The organism is Bacillus cereus group sp. BfR-BA-01349, from assembly GCF_022663795.1.
Lineage (GTDB): Bacteria > Bacillota > Bacilli > Bacillales > Bacillaceae_G > Bacillus_A > Bacillus_A cereus.
This window is the reverse complement of sequence record NZ_JAKUGE010000040.1, coordinates 33,033-48,781: the sequence shown is the minus strand read 5'-3', so window position 1 is coordinate 48,781 and position 15,749 is coordinate 33,033. Positions and strand designations below refer to the sequence as shown.

Below are 15,749 nucleotides of genomic sequence, written 5' to 3'. Positions count from 1 at the left end.
AAACTAAAAGGATTGTCCCCTGTGCAATACAGAGTTCAATCCTTAGTAGCTGCTTAATATATTTGTCTAATTTTTTGGGTTCAGTTCATAAAACGATGGTCCAAAGTGGATACAACCCTAGTTACTTAGTGATAGAAATCATATTATAGCACATTTTACGATATAGTTAAAATAAATGCCAGGAGTACTTTATAAGGTTCTAATGATTTGACGGAAAATTTATTTTTTTGATAAAATATAGATACCTTGAATGTAAGAAAACTGAGTTATAACTGGTAATTGAAAGTAGTAGAGGACTTGAGACACCCTTTACTACTTTTTTTATAGAAATTATACATTATACAAAAAATGAGATATTATTTTATTTGTATTTATAAATGAAAATATTACCCAAATGGAGGGGAGCTTATGAAAATGCAAGATTTCCAAGAAGAATTATATAAGAATTTATCTTCTACTAACAAAAAGGTCACTATATTTTTAAAAAGTGGTGTTAGAATCATGGGTGAAATTGCTGGTGTAGACAGATTTACTGTTCTTATATTAGTCAATGGAAAACAACAGCTAATTTATAAACAAGCAATTTCAACAATAGCGGCATAATAGATAATAAAAACTTTTATTTATTCCAATGGGGACTATAAATGAATATATTAGAAAACGGACTACATTCCTTAAAAAATGCTATTCATAATTTAAAACAATTAGAAACAGCTCCAGAAGGTGACAGAGAATACATTATAAAAGATGTAATAATAGGGATACATCATTCTACAGAAACCCTTTTTAAGTATTTAGTAAAGGAAAAACAAGAACTACTTATTTTTAAAGATTTAAATGATTATTTCACAAAAGAAATGAAATATAGATTGAACAATAATGGTGAGAACACTAAGAGTTACATAGGTAATACAATTACTTATAAAGAAGCGATTGATCGTGCAGCAGTTTTAAATGACTTAAAGATTTCAAATATTGATTATGGTACATTTGATAAACTAAATAAATTGAGAAACTCTATTACTCACCATGAATATGATTTAACTGAAGATCTAATTAAATATTTAATAGCACAAGTATTAACTATTGTTTTTCCAATTTACAATAGCAAATTACCTAACTTTAAAGAATATGTAAAAGAACATAAACTAGATTTAAAAGGCACAAGTCAAGTTAACGATTTACATATTTGGAAATTCATTAGACACTTCACTTTATTAAAAAAAGTATTTATATCTAATCAGTTTATAAAAGAACACAAAGAAGATGATAAAGAGTTTAATAAATTTTTAAACGGGAAAAAGAAAGAAAGAGACAGTGAATCTTTAATTAAATTTCATGAATGTCCATGTTGCAAAGAGGAATTCTTTAAAAAAGAATATGTATACTTTGAAGCTGCCGAAGAAGTAATGTATTATGGCCACTGTTTGTTATGTAATATATCACTAAATAAAGATGATGCTAATTATATTGAAATGACCTATGGTAGCTATGATTCATTTCTTAAATTATTCAAAAAAGATATAGCCATTTTAAAAGATTTATTATATATGGAAGATCTTGCATCGCGAATTTCTTCTGAAGATGCATCTGTAATAAATGCATTTTGGGATGATGAAGAAATAAATGCGTTTTTATTAGAATATTTAGAGGCTATTTTTGACAAGGCTTTATTCGACGTATTAGTAGATGACTGTTATTCGATAAATTATGATTCCTCAGAGTTAGATGATGCAGTAGCATGGAATAAAGAGCTTGAAGTTAGCGAAGTAATAGACCACATAGATGAATTTGATGTTTCTCAAATAAAACAAATGGTAACTAATTGTACGGTGCTACAAATTAAACCTGAAATCAGTAATACTGCCTTTAATAATGCAATTGAACAAGAATTTGTAATGAATACATGTGTAGGACATCATTACCCTCACACAAACGAAGATGTAACCGTTGATGTGAAAATTACTTTCGAACTAGATCCATCAATATTTATTGATATTATCTTGGATAATCAATTTTCTTAAGGGAATCATTACCTTTGATTTCTTAAGTTAGTTTATCTATAATATAAATGCGTATATTGATGACATTGGTAGTTTATTACTGCATAATTCATTAATTTAAAGCTACAAAGAGATTTTATCTCTTTGTAGCTTTTTAGTTGTTTGAATCCTCTAAAAACTTCATATAAAAAACATCCTAACTCCACACATTGCACAAGTTAAAATTATATAATTAATCCATAGTTAAACAAACAAGACATTCCTATATACTAATATTAGGAATATACATTATAAAATGTTATTAAATTTTAAATTGAATGTGAGGTTTTTTTATGAACAACTTTAATACTGATAACGTGCAAGGATTGGTTTCAGAAGAAAACGTAGAGTTATTAAAAGTAATGGCACATCCTGTACGTCTACAAATTGTAAGTGAATTAGCTAAAAGTAAAACACTAAATGTAACTCAATTAACAGACATTTTGGATATTCCACAATCAACAGTATCGCAACACCTATCTAAAACGAGAGGGAAAGCTCTTAAAGCTGAAAGAAAAGGGTTAGAGATGTACTATCATATTGAAAACTCCAAAGCTGATAAAATCATACAAATTCTTGGCCATGCTAATTAAATCCAAAAAATAGATGAATGTATATCCGAACATGGAATACAATTCATCTATTTTCCCTTTATAAAAACGTAAAAATAATATAATATAATATTTATTATTTTTACGTTTATTCAAAGTATTAAAGGTTATAGAGCGTACTTTATAGAATTTATATCTGTAAATAGAAAAGGTTGTTTAGTATCCGTAGAAAAAATTTGTGAATTAATTAATAGAATAGATCTCCTGGGCAAATATTTTATTAATTAAAGTCATGCTACAAGAATAATTGTACAATGTACTACGAAAGAAGGAACAAATAATGATTAGCTGGTTGAATAACATTATCAAGCCTACATTGGAAGAACAGCTTTTTACACTTGAAAGTAAAAATGAAATGTTAATTTCCGATATCAGTAAAGGTAGAATGCAATTTAGTAATAATGAAAGAGTAATTGAATTTAGCAACTTATTAACAGAAAAACTTGTAAATACTTATAAGCATAAAGGATATTTAAATACTTATGAAACAGAAGTCTTGAAAAAAGTATTAAAAGACGGTGTTTATAGTATGAGCTTTTTATTGTTGTCACAATTAAATGATGAACAAGACTTGAATTTAATATCTAAACAATTAGAGTCACAAGGTTTTCAATTTATAGATACAGTTGGTTATATTAATATCAAAAGAATAATCCCTTGTATTCAATTTATTCAAAAATAGATTTATATAAAACGAAGATAAAATATACTTCTTAATGTAAGTACTGTTTAAGTTAATTTAATGATATTTTGAAATATTATAACAGAAGAGGAGGGGACAAAATAAACTTAAACTATCAACTTCATCTTCGCGTTAAATACTTATTTAACGAACAGTTGGTATTATTATATTGTTATGTTATGATTTTAGTATAGAATATAAATAGTAAGGAGTAATGTCGTGATGAGAGTCTTTTTTGAATTTTTCTTGCTTATGTGCTGTTTTGCATCTGTTTTTCTTCTAGCACTAGAGATCCGACGATATATACACATAAAAAAGGATACTTTTCTATGCAATATACAAGAAATGTCTCGTGGTAAAATTAATATTATGATTCGGTCATGTGTGACTGGCTGTTTTATCGTAGCATTCTTAATATTGAAGCTAAATATAGCATGATTTATCGTACTAATGTGTAGATAGAAATAATATTAACTAATTTAAATGGAGGTATAGAAATGAAGCGTATGCATACAAAAATAACACGTTTTATAAGTTTAAGCACTAGTATATTAATGTTTTCTTTTTTACTATGGATTCCCCTTGCTATTATTAGCCTTGTATTTAGTCTAGAAACCTTACAAGTTATAGTGAGTATAGGTCATATTTTACATATGCTACTCCTGTGGATTTTTCTTGCTCTAAATAGTCGCTTTGTTTATAATATTCCATTTAGAAGAACTAGTTATGTTTTCGCAATGCCTAGAGTAAATGAATTAATACGTTCCAAACAGGGTTTCTATGCCCATCCCCCGAAAAAAGGGAATAAGACAGAAAATACCAATTCGCAAGCGATAGATGTAACAAAAAGGTAGAAATTTTATATTGTTACAAATTATTTTTGATACAGTATTTTGTTACAGCTAAATAGACTAAATAAAGGAAAATACTTCTTAAAACCAACGTTATAACAAAAACGAACATTTATGTTACAAATCGAATAACTAAGGTTGAACCATAAAGTTGTCTACAAATGATATGGAATATTTTGTCTTAATACCCCTTTTCGGGGACGGGCAAAGTTATCCCAACATAAAAATAGAACAACTGTTCGTTAAAAGTGTATTTAACGTGAAGATTGTCGATTATAATAGAATTATGTATAGTAAAGGTATCAATATAAAATTGATACCTTTCTTGTTGTCCAATACATATTTATGAAGCATTTTAATAGTATATATTATCACTTAATTAAAAGATTTGAGGTGTACACCATGAGTAATAGAGAAAAAGAACGTTTTAAAGCTCTTGTAGAAAAGCATAAAAATAATATGCCCTGGTATGTCATTGAGTACCTAGAAATGAAGACTGCTCTCTCCCCTGCTACTCTATATGCATATATAACTGAATTTGAAAAATTCTTTAAATGGATTATTCTTAAGCGATTAGCTGTCGTAAATGGTAACGTGGTTACTAATATAACTGATATACCTATTGAGACATTACAGACATTACCCTTAAATGATGTAAATCGCTTTCACATGTACTTACAAGGTGAAGGAATTGAAACTAGAGCTATTAATAGAACCTTTTCTGCCTTAAAATCGCTCTTTAAATATTTAGCGCAGAATTCAGAAGATGAGCATGGAAAAAGCTATCTCTCACGTAACGTTATGGAGAAAATCGAACTACATAAAGAAAAAGTTGATGCTGCAGCAAGAGCTGATGAAGTGGCAAATATTATCTTTAACGATAATGAGGATGTAGCATTCTTACGATTTTTGATAAATGATTATGCAACAATCTTAAAAGAGACATCTACACGTAAATACAATTATTTTTTACGTGACAAAGAACGTGATATAGCATTAATAAGCCTTATTTTAGGCACTGGGCTTCGAGTATCTGAATTAGCTAGTCTTACCCTCTCAAGTATAAACTTTCGACAGGGAACCATTAAGGTGACTCGTAAAGGTAATAAAAAATCTTCAATTCTCGCAACGAAATCGTGTTTAGACGACGTACAGGAATACATGAAAGTACGTTTAGAGAAATATATGTGTCCGCCTGAAGAGGATATTCTATTTGTAACTAGGTACCAAGGAAAATACACACAGCTTTCAGTACGCGCTATACAGAACTTAGTAGAGAAGTATTCAAGTGCCTTCGATGAAAAACGTAGCCCACATAAGCTACGTCATACGTATGCTACAAATCATTATAAGGAAAACAAGGACTTAGTATTGCTACGAGATCAACTCGGTCACACTTCTGTTGAGGTTACTAGTATCTATACAAATATAAATAATGAAAAGAAACGAGAAGCGATTGATCGTTTAGAAAAAAGACAATTCGAATAGAATTCATTGGAATTATTCTTCATTTATTGGTGAAATATAAAATTTGATAATATTATTAATATAAATAGTAGAACCCCATCCATTATGAATCATATTTCTTCAAAATGAATGGGGTTTTATGAATGTTCTAATGTAATCACTTCAAAGTGTATTAATAAAAAAATCATCCACAATCTTATTAATAAATTGTTCTTTTTTTGATATATGCATTTTATCACAAAAGTCATCTAAAATTATTCGTGCAACACTTTCATCAAACTTCTTATATTTAGTGCAAAAATTAGAAATCATGTTTCTATCTGGATATCCTGCTTTATAAGAAGCTGGGATAAGAGGATCATTATTCTTATTTTGAGCTAAAACTTGTTCATCAATAATTTCACTATTACTTAATTCCGCGATTACAGCGCCTTTTATATTTGCTCTCATCTCTTGTAATAGTACCTTTGCATTATCTTTGTGCAAAGGGCCTTTAATCTTAACAGAATTGCAGAACGTTGCAATGGTAGAATTCAATGCCTGTTTTAGTCCATATTCTTTGTGGTTAAAATGGATTAACTCATGCCCAGCAAAAAACTTAAATACATGAGGGTATAACTGTGCATCCCTAATTAAAACTGTTGGAAATACTAAACCTTTGCTTGTTGCTTGTCCAGTATATTGTTTAGAAAATGGTTTGGAATCTCTTTCATATACGACTATATCCTTAATTCCTAATTTTGCAGAAAACTTGTCTACTACATTATATATTCTTGGATTATCTTCTCTTCTTAATAATATTTTACTCATATTCTTGCTCCTAAACTTATAATATATACTTTCACTATTGCTCCACTAACCATATGACCAGCTGCAATTTCTGTATAACCCAGAATAATCTCTTAGCGCTCATAATTTTTCAATCACTATCATTTTCCCTGGAGTATGAGGTACTTCATGCTTAATAATCCCCTCTTTTAAATACTCCTTTTTCTTGTCATGTTGTTCTTTTACATGCTTCTTAACAGGGTGCAATCCCCAGGGGTGTTCCCAATATTGGAATTTACCGATTTTAAAATTTTCCCATTGAAACTGAGCATCTTGCAGCCGGTTATTCCCTTGACATAATCGCTCCAAAGAGTATTTCTTGATCTTCCCTTTTAGACTATCTACTACAATATATTTACTAGTTTTATTATCATAACCAACTATAGAAACCCAATGAGAAATTATATGATTCTTTGTAAGACGTTTATATGTACATAAACTAAAAAGTACAAAACACTTATTCTGTTGTAACTTCATAATTAACTCTTTAGAATTTAGATGTTTTATGTTCTTTATACTTACATCATATTTTATATCTTCACATCCAGTTGCTTGATTGAATATCTCCCAATTATTATCTAGAAACAATCTATACAAATTTAAATCGAAAAATTCTCCTAAAAATGTATTACCATTAATAGCAATACCTCTTTTTGTTATTACATTTTCCCTTAATAAATTACAAACTACATCATCAGTCTGTTTCTTAGTAACACTCTTAATCTTATTTAAGTTGTATAAACCATTTAACATGGCATAAATTCCACAAGTAGGTCCCGTTTACTTAATACTAATTGTCATTCTTTTTCTCCTTCATAACGTTTTAATTATATATTGATAATACAATTTTAAGGTTAATTTAGAACCTATTCTATCTCATATTAAGTGTGAATCATAATAAACTCTTGAATCTAATTTACGACACATACTACTTAATCAAACGAACATAAAAATGTACAATATTAAATTAAGGCTGTTGTCATATATATTTTTGTGTTTTAGAAAAAATGTACAAAAACAGCCTTAATTTAATAATAATAGTTAACTCATTATACGTTATTTGAAAAATAACTGCTTAAAAATTTAAGTACAATCAAATCATGCAATTAACCAAAAACTTGTTCTTTGATTACCACTCTTTTTTAGTACCTGGTGTATTTCTTTCGCTTCAACAAGCTAAATAACAATCAATAATTTCATCTATACCAAATATACAACGATTTCGAAAAGCATCGGTTGTAATTACTTCTCTTTTATATTGATCTATTTTTATTACTGTCACCATTTCGTTATGTATATAACCATTTCGGTAATATAGTATATGTACTTCTTCTTCCATAAATAAAGACTTTTCTAATACTTGGCCAATCTGCTCTAATTGCTGCTGATCCAAGATTGGTTTCTTTATTTTGCTTTGTTCCTTGAAAATTTCATTAATGCCCTGAAACTGCTCCGGCAAACTAGCAAAGGCTTGCCACTTGACCATTTTTCTTCCTTTTGGTATTTGGGAATTCATCACGCTTTATGCCCCCCTAATAACATATTTCTGTCCCTAGCTGTACTTACATCACAATAAGAAATTCCCCTTAATATGCTGTTCTTACCAAATTTCGATCTAATTTCATCCATAACATATGCAAGTTTCATTTCTTTTTCCCTTGTTTCAACATTATCAAATAGAGAAAGTTGCTCCTCCCCACCATTCATTAAATTAGTAAAAGATATAGAGATACTTCGAATGGGTTCCCCCGTATATAATCTATGTAAAAATCGCATGCAAACCGCGTAAATATCCATTGTCAAGCAAGTTGGGCGTGGTAGTGTACAGGTCTTTTTAATTCCTCCACTATAATCTCGGCTATAGCCAACTGAGAAATGTATTGTTTGCGTTAATTTTCTTTCTCTTCTTAATCGATAACATACCTCTTCTATATGCTCTAACAATACTACCTGTACTTCTTCAATCGAGTAATCCCGCATGAGTATTTGGCTTTTACCAATAGAAGTTGTAGCAGGAACATATTTCTCAGAAATACGACTAAAATCAATCCCGTTGCTATGCAAATGAAGTTCTTCTCCAATAATGCCAAAGCTTTGTTTTAAGTACTTAAGTGGGTATTGCGCTAAATCACCTATTGAATGGATTCCTTTACGGTTTAGTTTCGCTTCTGTTTTGTCAGAGATCCCCCAAAATTTACTTAGTGGTCGTATTGGCCATAATTTTATGGGTACATCTTCGTACTTCCAGTATGCTATGCAATCTTTCGTTTTCTTTGCTTCCACATCTAAAGCCACCTTACTCATTAAAGGGTTAGGCCCAATTCCTACCGTGCATTCAATTCGTGTCTTTTCATATATCTCACGTTTGAATTTCAAGGCGAACTCATACGGATCGTTAGCAAATAAATGAATACTGTCCGTAATATCCATAAAAAACTCATCGATGGAATATTGGTGAAAATCCTCAATAGGAACGTACTGTAAAGCTAATCTCGTGATGAAATTGGAGCATTTTATGTAAGTACTCATAATTGGATTTACCACAAGTATGTCTTTTCTACGAGGGATCTCGTAGGCTCTTGCCATCTTCTTTACACCTAATGCTTTTAATGGTGGCGTTGCAGCAAGAACAATTGAACCATTTCTATTAACATCACCAACTACAGCTAACTTTGTGTGAAGTGGATCCAATCCCATTTTGATGCAACTCACTGATGCATAAAAGCTACGAAGATCTACACATAAAATAATACGATTCGGCAAAATAGAATAGTCATACATCTTGAATCCTCCTATAAAGAACATTTGTTCTGCTCTTATTATACACGAACCTACGTTCTTTATGTTTGTATTTTTATAAAAAATAGGACTTTTTTATGCTAAGATTTATTTCAATAACACATCATTTATTTGGATATAACAAAGAATTGAATTTTATTCTATACTTGCACCATTTAATCCCTTTGGATATGCTTATTCAGAGAGAATATTTACTAAGTTCAATCGTAGTACATATAAAATGCTTGAATCCCCCCTCTAAGGTCAACTTTATATACATAAAAGTGGTAATGTCGATTTAAATAATCTAAAGAACGAAAAGAAGGGTGATAGTATGTTTTGTTGTATAAATTGTTTTGATAATAAACATATACGTGAGTACATAGAAAGCTATGGAGATCATGGAAACTGTAATTACTGCAAGAGTCGCAATTTATCTGTTATGGACATAGAAGAAATGGGCGAATTTATTCGTGCTTCTCTTTCAAAAGCCTATGTTAATGCTACAACAGATTTCATTCCATTCCATTTACACGAAGAAAATGCTGAATCAATCACTGAGTTACTACGCTATTCAATGTGTATTTTTTCTTCAAAAATAGACAGCAACGATATGTGTGAAAAACTCATTAAGGATGTATTTAAAGCTAGCGCCCCTTCATATCGAGCTATTACACAAGGAGAAGTTGATATATTTGAAAGTGGTGATGCCCAAGTTGTTCTTAGAGATAGTTTTTATGCCCCAGATAACAATGGGTTTTATATCACATGGGCTGAATTTAAAGAAACAGTTAAACATGGAAATCGCTTTTTTGATATGAATAGAAATGATTCTAGAGAAAGTATGTTGTCAGTATTCGATGATTTTTTCGAAAAAATGGAGATAGAGCTTAAATCAGGGACTTTAATTTGGAGGGCGCGTCCTAATTCAGATGGACCATTTGAAGATATTTATGAACAAACCTTAGAGTGTGGTCCTCCACCAGCTGACTATGCAAAATCTTTTCGTATGAATCCCGATGGAATCTCATATTTTTATGGGGCTGAAGATAAAGACACTTGTATTAAAGAAATAAGGGCCTTAGAAACAGACAATGTAGTATTTGGGCAATTTCAAACTAAACGTAATCTAAAACTCATTGATTTGAGTACTGTTCCAAACGTGACATCTCACTCAATATTCTCTGAGGATTATAATCACGATATGAATTGGGCAAGAGATTTCTTAGAATTATTTTGTGAGGAAATTTCTAATCCAGTTGATAAAGAAACTGCTCCAATTGAATATATACCAACGCAAATTTTATCAGAATACATCAGATTAAAGGGTTATGATGGTGTTTGCTATAATAGTAGTCTTACAAAAAAACAGAACTACACATTATTCTGCGGAAGAGCAAGTGAGCGTACCTCATATTCTTTCTATTATGGCACGGAACCTTTAGTACCTAATTTTAAGGATTGGTTAGAGTTAGTTAACTACGAGTACGTGAGGGCTAAATCTGGAGAACAATCTTAAACATAACATTTTTAACTAGAAAAGAGATAATAAGGGATTCCCCCTTTATTATCTCTTTTTCAATCTATTGGTTGTAGACCAATTTAATTTCCATATTTTTGTAATTTATTACTAAAACTCCCCCTCTGACTTTTCATCACCTAATCGATTGTAAAATAGTGTAAGTATTATATCCCCAAAAAAGAAAAATGAAAAGAAAGCCAAAACCCCATAAAATAACTTTTGTTCTGGGTAAAGATAAATGTCATATATAACTACACCAATAAACAATAACATAAGCAATCTAGGAAATATTTCCTTCATTAGCATTTCAAATCGTCCTTTCATATTAAAATACATAATAGTGTACTTCCAAGATAGTTCGTTAATCTAAAAACTGATTTTGTACGTCATTAATATCCACCACAATCTGGTCCTACATCAACAGTCTGGCCACAGTCTGGACTGGTAATTATAGATAAGTTACTTACCTGATCTGTAGCAGAAATAACAGCAACACCTAACGCTATATCTAAAGCAACGTCTGTACCGCTTTTAGTATTAGTAGAATTAGTGGAATCATTATTAAATTGTATAGAATTCTCCTTCTTAGTCTTAACTGAATCAGTGAAATGTTTTGAACTAGAATTAATAGAAACGGTCCTATTTTGGTTGAAAATTCGATTCATTATTTCTCTATCTTCTTTACTATAATTAACCTTGCATCGATTAATAACATATACAAGATTTTCATTTTTATTTACTTTTACATTTTTAGCATTAGATGAACTATGTTTAAATGGTTTCTTTTTACTATTAAGCCTCTTAATATGTTTGATTTTTATAAGTATCGAAGGAAAAATCATCAGTATAACAGACACTAAAAGTATTAAAAAAATTATCTTGTATATATTCACTTTTTAGATCCTCCTTTTTCTTAATCCCACCCACTTTTTCTCTTATCCTGTTCTAATGATAGATGATCTTTGTATTCATAAGCCTTAATTTCATCACCTACGTCTATCTTTTTAAAGAAATTGTTTTTTACGTCTACTACTTGCGTTTGATCAGTTGCATATAACGTTAGCAGATATTTAGCTGGAGAACCTGGAACACCCATAGCAGGAATTCCTGCATCACCTTCTATAAATTTTTTATCAATAACCTTTGCGTTTACTAGCTTACCCTTTTCTAATGTCTCTTCTTCCATTTGAAATTCAGCTATTGATGATTTTATTCCTGGGAATATAGATAATCCTATTACAATTGATATTAAAATAATTGCAAAAGACATTACGAAATGTATATTGGTTTTTTCATTAGATTTACTCATTATACATATCCCTTCTTATTTTATATAAATGAAAATAGATATTTAATCTTTGAAATACAGATTACATAAAAGCAATTACATCTGTATTATTTGATAGATCACGAAGTTGTTCTAAATTATCTATTTCTCTATAAGTTAATCCTCCATTTGCAATTAATTCATCTTCCGTTGAACTATAGTAATCTGCTAAACGACACGTTACTTCCCACTCATGTTCAACAAAAACAACCCCAGTTATCCTATTTTTTATAGTGTATACATAAATCTTCATATTGTTTAATCTCCTTTGTTACGTATTATGCGTCTTATATTTAATAGCTACATAATAAAGTTTCTATAATTTATACTAAAACAACATCATTATTCCTACATACCGTATTCAATATCATCTAGAGAAAAATACATTGTAATTTTGTATTAAAAATTTAACATGTAATACTCAAATAGAAGCCAAGCTAATACACCCGAACCAATTAATACTAAAAATTTTATAAAGCTTTCATTAAATTTCATTCTCACACCTAAATTTCTATAAAATTCAAATTCCATTAAAATATCTGTTGAAATATCAATGCTTCTTTATTTAAAGTTCCATTAATAATCTCTTTCATTTTATACATTGTTTCTTCGGGCGCATTACGTTCTGAAAATGAAAAATAACCGCTTTGGAAATTAAAGTAGTTTAAGTTATATAAATAAGAGTTATCACCTGTCATAACAGCCTTATATTCCTTATTTCTATAACTAACAAGATTTATATTAACCTTATTCTTTTGTAAATGTTTTACAATGAAGTTTTTAGATCTAATTTCAAAAGCTGGTCTATATTTTTCAACTAAATTTTGGATTCTCATTTGAAATTCTTTATTAAAATAATGAATTTCAATATGAATCTCATATGGTTTTTCCATTGTTCTATTGGCTTTCATATCAATATTTAACTTATAAAAATCATGCATCTTCTCACCTGCTTATGTAATAAAATTCAAATAATAATACTATATTCAAGAAATCTAATAAATTCTTTTATTACGAATTCCCCTTTTATTGAGTTGTAAGTAATCCTCCTTCTGTATTTAATAAAGGTTTTATTACAACTCCACCATCAAATCCTCCATTTCGAACTACCTTTAAATATTGAACTTTTGTTTCTTCATCAGTGATAATAAAAGTATGTTTATCTATTTTTTGTATGGAAAAACGATTATCTTTTACTTCATCACCTACATATGGTTTACCATTCGCTTGGTATAAAGGTACAATGTCTAGTCCTCCATCAAATCCTGCATTTCGAACTACTTTTAAATATTGTACTTTTGTTTGTTTATCAATTAAGACAAGTGTATATTTATCAAGCTTTATTGCCTGAAATCTTGAATTTAAATTATCGTTTTCTTTTTGTAATTCTGATTTAGTATCAACAGAATTTTGTACTGTTAATTCTTTATTAGATGTGTTAAAACTAGAGCATCCTCCTACCATAAAAAATGTTATAACACATGACAATTTCATAAAAAATTTTCTATTTCTCATTAAACAATCTCCTCTAGGACAATATTTATAGTAACGCTTATGTACAAGTAACAAATGAAACAACAGCAGATATAAAAATATGTCAAACCATTTTCACATCTACTTCTGCTTAAATTTCAAATTGCATTAAACTGGTTTCGTTTCACTTTTCAATCGTTATTCTACTGTATCAAGAAATTCTTAATCTAAACTGCTTACAAACTGGATGAAATTTTTATATCTTTCTTTTGTAAGACGATGCTCTGCTATTTCGACCTTAAAATATAGCAATTCTTGTTGGATCTTATATATATTCTCCATTTCCTTACTTGTAGCAGCAATGAACTCTTTACACTTAAATAACCACTTACTTTTTTCGCTTCTTAAATCCCCAATCAAGACCAAGTATTTCCTATCCAAAGCATCATATAAATTATCAATACCTTTTAACATTAAATTTCTTCTGTCCTTTGAAAACTTTTCATATTCAAGGGGCTTATTCATGCCTTCACCTTCTTTTTTTATAATTGTCATTTCTCTTTTTTCCACTCATCTCACCTCTTGAAAAGTATTAAAAAGTATTATTTTATTAAATTATGTTTCTTTAACCAAAACCAAGTTTCCATACCTTTTATATCTTTTTCATATACTGGCATTACATATATTTCTTCATTTATTAACAATTGCAACTCTACATATTGTTTTTCTGCATTCCATCCATAAGATGCTATCGGAACCATTTTCTTTTCCATTAATCATCACCTACATTCGTACTAAAACTAAGGAAGCATGAACCTACAACAATTAATAACATGGTTACTATTTCTTTTGTCACAGGAATAATATCTGTATAAATCAACACGGCGAATAAATACGCTATTAGAGCATTTACTATGAAGAATGCACTCCCGAATTTCTTCATTTCCTCTTTTCCCCCTTTTAAAAACGCTATTTTCCTTCATTTCTATAGCCAACCCATTATCCACATTTAATGATTGGAGGAGAAGTTAGCTTTTGCTGGCTGCTCTTTGTTTTTCTTTCTGTCTCTTTAGGAAATCCTTTGCTTTTTTAATTGCTTCAGCTCTTGTATGCCCTTCAGCAATTCCTTTCAATGCTGTATCATCCTTAATGCAGGTCATCTTCTTTGCGTCATCTTCCATAATGACTTCTACCTTTGAATAATAGGCACTATGCAATTTATCCCCTTCAATTAAAAAGCTCATAAACTCTGTTCCAACCTTGCCTGTAAAATCTTTAACTTTTCTCATATCCATACCCATCCCTCCTTGAATATAACCGATAACTTGTCATATACTATCTATGCATCTAGATTTTCATTTTTGATCTGAGCAGTTAGTTTTTACTAGCTGCTCTTTTGAATATCTGCTTTTTCCTTACAATTCTCGCAATACACCATATCTCTAATAACAATCGCGCTTTCTTCATATTGTGGTGTTCCACAACTGCATTCCCACCACCAGCCATTCTCTAAATAAACTTGTTTTGGAATTGAGTTTTCATGTTTATATTGATCAGCCCATTTAGCTCTTCTGACTTCTACATCAATAAAATCAATACCGAACTCACACTTCCCAAAATTTCTAGCTTGTCCTGCTGTTTCAGCAAAGAATATTCGTGAATACTCACCATCACTTACCTGATATGCTCTCATATCCATCCTCTTTTCGATTAAACTGTTGCTATTTCTTTACGATAATCAGCCACTACGTTTCCTTTTTTATCGTAATAAACTGTTTCGTAATATGGATGACAATTATATGAAGTCCAAGGATCACTATAATAAGCTACCTGTAAATTTAATCCTGATGTACTTCCAACAATGATTCCAACTTGACCACATACTTCAATTTTCATGCCTTGATAAGCGAATTTGATTTTTCTCAACTCGCACATACGTTCAAACTGCTTTTTATCACCTAACATACATGTAATATCGGCTCTTCTTACCTTTCTACATCTCACATATTTCAAAAATGTTTTAAAATCCGTTTCCCAAATCCCATCTTGTAAGTACTTATAAAATTGGTACTTCGCTTTACCTGGAGTTTCTGCTAATTCTGTATGCTTAAATTCTTCATCACAGTATAACCACAATTTGTAACTATTCACTTCTTAACCACCTTATA

The 15,749-nt window shown here is 29.9% G+C and carries 22 protein-coding genes; 7 read left to right on the top strand and 15 right to left on the bottom strand.

Going from position 1 to position 15,749, the window contains the following annotated elements:
• Window positions 1-414 precede the first annotated feature (414 nt).
• From hfq to xerS, 6 genes are all read left to right on the top strand, one after another.
• Window positions 415-603, top strand: a complete 189-nt coding sequence (gene hfq / locus MR169_RS20200; RefSeq protein WP_033702388.1) for an RNA chaperone Hfq — start codon at window positions 415-417, stop codon at window positions 601-603.
• Window positions 604-644: 41 nt separating this feature from the next.
• Window positions 645-2,024 carry a hypothetical protein gene (locus tag MR169_RS20195; RefSeq protein ID WP_242319929.1) on the top strand — a complete coding sequence of 460 codons (1,380 nt, stop codon included), beginning with the start codon at window positions 645-647 and terminating at the stop codon, window positions 2,022-2,024.
• Window positions 2,025-2,335: 311 nt separating this feature from the next.
• Complete coding sequence (locus tag MR169_RS20190) at window positions 2,336-2,635, top strand: ArsR/SmtB family transcription factor (protein WP_242319928.1); 300 nt, start codon at window positions 2,336-2,338, stop codon at window positions 2,633-2,635.
• A gap of 298 nt (window positions 2,636-2,933) precedes the next feature.
• A complete protein-coding gene (locus tag MR169_RS20185; RefSeq protein WP_242319927.1) occupies window positions 2,934-3,335 on the top strand; it encodes a hypothetical protein in 402 nt (133 codons plus the stop codon).
• A 497-nt stretch (window positions 3,336-3,832) separates the two neighbouring features.
• Entirely contained in the window at window positions 3,833-4,189 is a 357-nt protein-coding gene (locus tag MR169_RS20180; RefSeq protein WP_242319926.1) for a hypothetical protein, read from the top strand.
• A 399-nt stretch (window positions 4,190-4,588) separates the two neighbouring features.
• Entirely contained in the window at window positions 4,589-5,674 is a 1,086-nt protein-coding gene (gene xerS / locus MR169_RS20175) for a tyrosine recombinase XerS (protein ID WP_000071016.1), read from the top strand.
• Between the two features lie 141 nt (window positions 5,675-5,815).
• Here the strand turns inward: xerS and MR169_RS20170 are convergent, their stop codons facing one another.
• The 4 genes from MR169_RS20170 to MR169_RS20155 all read right to left on the bottom strand — a co-directional run bounded on the left by MR169_RS20170 (window position 5,816) and on the right by MR169_RS20155 (window position 9,262).
• Entirely contained in the window at window positions 5,816-6,463 is a 648-nt protein-coding gene (locus tag MR169_RS20170; RefSeq protein ID WP_242319925.1) for a hypothetical protein, read from the bottom strand.
• Between the two features lie 99 nt (window positions 6,464-6,562).
• Window positions 6,563-7,234: a hypothetical protein gene (locus MR169_RS20165; RefSeq protein ID WP_242319924.1), complete on the bottom strand. Its 672-nt coding sequence runs from the start codon at window positions 7,232-7,234 to the stop codon at window positions 6,563-6,565.
• A 415-nt stretch (window positions 7,235-7,649) separates the two neighbouring features.
• Entirely contained in the window at window positions 7,650-7,997 is a 348-nt protein-coding gene (locus MR169_RS20160) for a YolD-like family protein (protein WP_255846513.1), read from the bottom strand.
• On the bottom strand, window positions 7,997-9,262 hold the full coding sequence (locus tag MR169_RS20155) for a Y-family DNA polymerase (protein ID WP_242319922.1): 1,266 nt from the start codon (window positions 9,260-9,262) through the stop codon (window positions 7,997-7,999). Before MR169_RS20155 ends, MR169_RS20160 begins: the two co-directional genes overlap by 1 nt.
• Before the next feature lie 331 nt (window positions 9,263-9,593).
• Here MR169_RS20155 and MR169_RS20150 point away from each other — a divergent pair, with 331 nt between their 5' ends.
• Window positions 9,594-10,778 carry an RES family NAD+ phosphorylase gene (locus MR169_RS20150; protein ID WP_255846508.1) on the top strand — a complete coding sequence of 395 codons (1,185 nt, stop codon included), beginning with the start codon at window positions 9,594-9,596 and terminating at the stop codon, window positions 10,776-10,778.
• A gap of 392 nt (window positions 10,779-11,170) precedes the next feature.
• Here the strand turns inward: MR169_RS20150 and MR169_RS20145 are convergent, their stop codons facing one another.
• The 11 genes from MR169_RS20145 to MR169_RS20095 all read right to left on the bottom strand — a co-directional run bounded on the left by MR169_RS20145 (window position 11,171) and on the right by MR169_RS20095 (window position 15,732).
• Window positions 11,171-11,674 (bottom strand): hypothetical protein, encoded by a 504-nt coding sequence (locus MR169_RS20145; protein WP_098523962.1) that lies wholly within the window; start codon window positions 11,672-11,674, stop codon window positions 11,171-11,173.
• Between the two features lie 20 nt (window positions 11,675-11,694).
• Window positions 11,695-12,090: a hypothetical protein gene (locus tag MR169_RS20140; protein ID WP_242319920.1), complete on the bottom strand. Its 396-nt coding sequence runs from the start codon at window positions 12,088-12,090 to the stop codon at window positions 11,695-11,697.
• A 61-nt stretch (window positions 12,091-12,151) separates the two neighbouring features.
• The gene (locus tag MR169_RS20135) at window positions 12,152-12,361 is read right to left on the bottom strand and encodes a hypothetical protein (protein ID WP_242319919.1); all 210 of its coding nucleotides are present in this window, start codon (window positions 12,359-12,361) and stop codon (window positions 12,152-12,154) included.
• 277 nt (window positions 12,362-12,638) lie between these two features.
• Window positions 12,639-13,049: a hypothetical protein gene (locus tag MR169_RS20130; protein WP_242319918.1), complete on the bottom strand. Its 411-nt coding sequence runs from the start codon at window positions 13,047-13,049 to the stop codon at window positions 12,639-12,641.
• Window positions 13,050-13,134: 85 nt separating this feature from the next.
• Window positions 13,135-13,623: a hypothetical protein gene (locus MR169_RS20125; protein ID WP_242319917.1), complete on the bottom strand. Its 489-nt coding sequence runs from the start codon at window positions 13,621-13,623 to the stop codon at window positions 13,135-13,137.
• A gap of 180 nt (window positions 13,624-13,803) precedes the next feature.
• A complete protein-coding gene (locus MR169_RS20120; RefSeq protein WP_242300780.1) occupies window positions 13,804-14,151 on the bottom strand; it encodes a hypothetical protein in 348 nt (115 codons plus the stop codon).
• A gap of 32 nt (window positions 14,152-14,183) precedes the next feature.
• Window positions 14,184-14,354 (bottom strand): hypothetical protein, encoded by a 171-nt coding sequence (locus MR169_RS20115; protein WP_000412497.1) that lies wholly within the window; start codon window positions 14,352-14,354, stop codon window positions 14,184-14,186.
• On the bottom strand, window positions 14,354-14,524 hold the full coding sequence (locus MR169_RS20110) for a hypothetical protein (RefSeq protein WP_000713400.1): 171 nt from the start codon (window positions 14,522-14,524) through the stop codon (window positions 14,354-14,356). The genes MR169_RS20115 and MR169_RS20110 overlap by 1 nt, the downstream gene beginning before the upstream one ends.
• 85 nt (window positions 14,525-14,609) lie before the next feature.
• The gene (locus MR169_RS20105; protein ID WP_242319916.1) at window positions 14,610-14,876 is read right to left on the bottom strand and encodes a hypothetical protein; all 267 of its coding nucleotides are present in this window, start codon (window positions 14,874-14,876) and stop codon (window positions 14,610-14,612) included.
• An 89-nt stretch (window positions 14,877-14,965) separates the two neighbouring features.
• A complete protein-coding gene (locus MR169_RS20100; RefSeq protein ID WP_242319915.1) occupies window positions 14,966-15,274 on the bottom strand; it encodes a hypothetical protein in 309 nt (102 codons plus the stop codon).
• 17 nt (window positions 15,275-15,291) lie between these two features.
• Complete coding sequence (locus tag MR169_RS20095; RefSeq protein WP_242319914.1) at window positions 15,292-15,732, bottom strand: hypothetical protein; 441 nt, start codon at window positions 15,730-15,732, stop codon at window positions 15,292-15,294.
• Window positions 15,733-15,749: the final 17 nt, after the last annotated feature.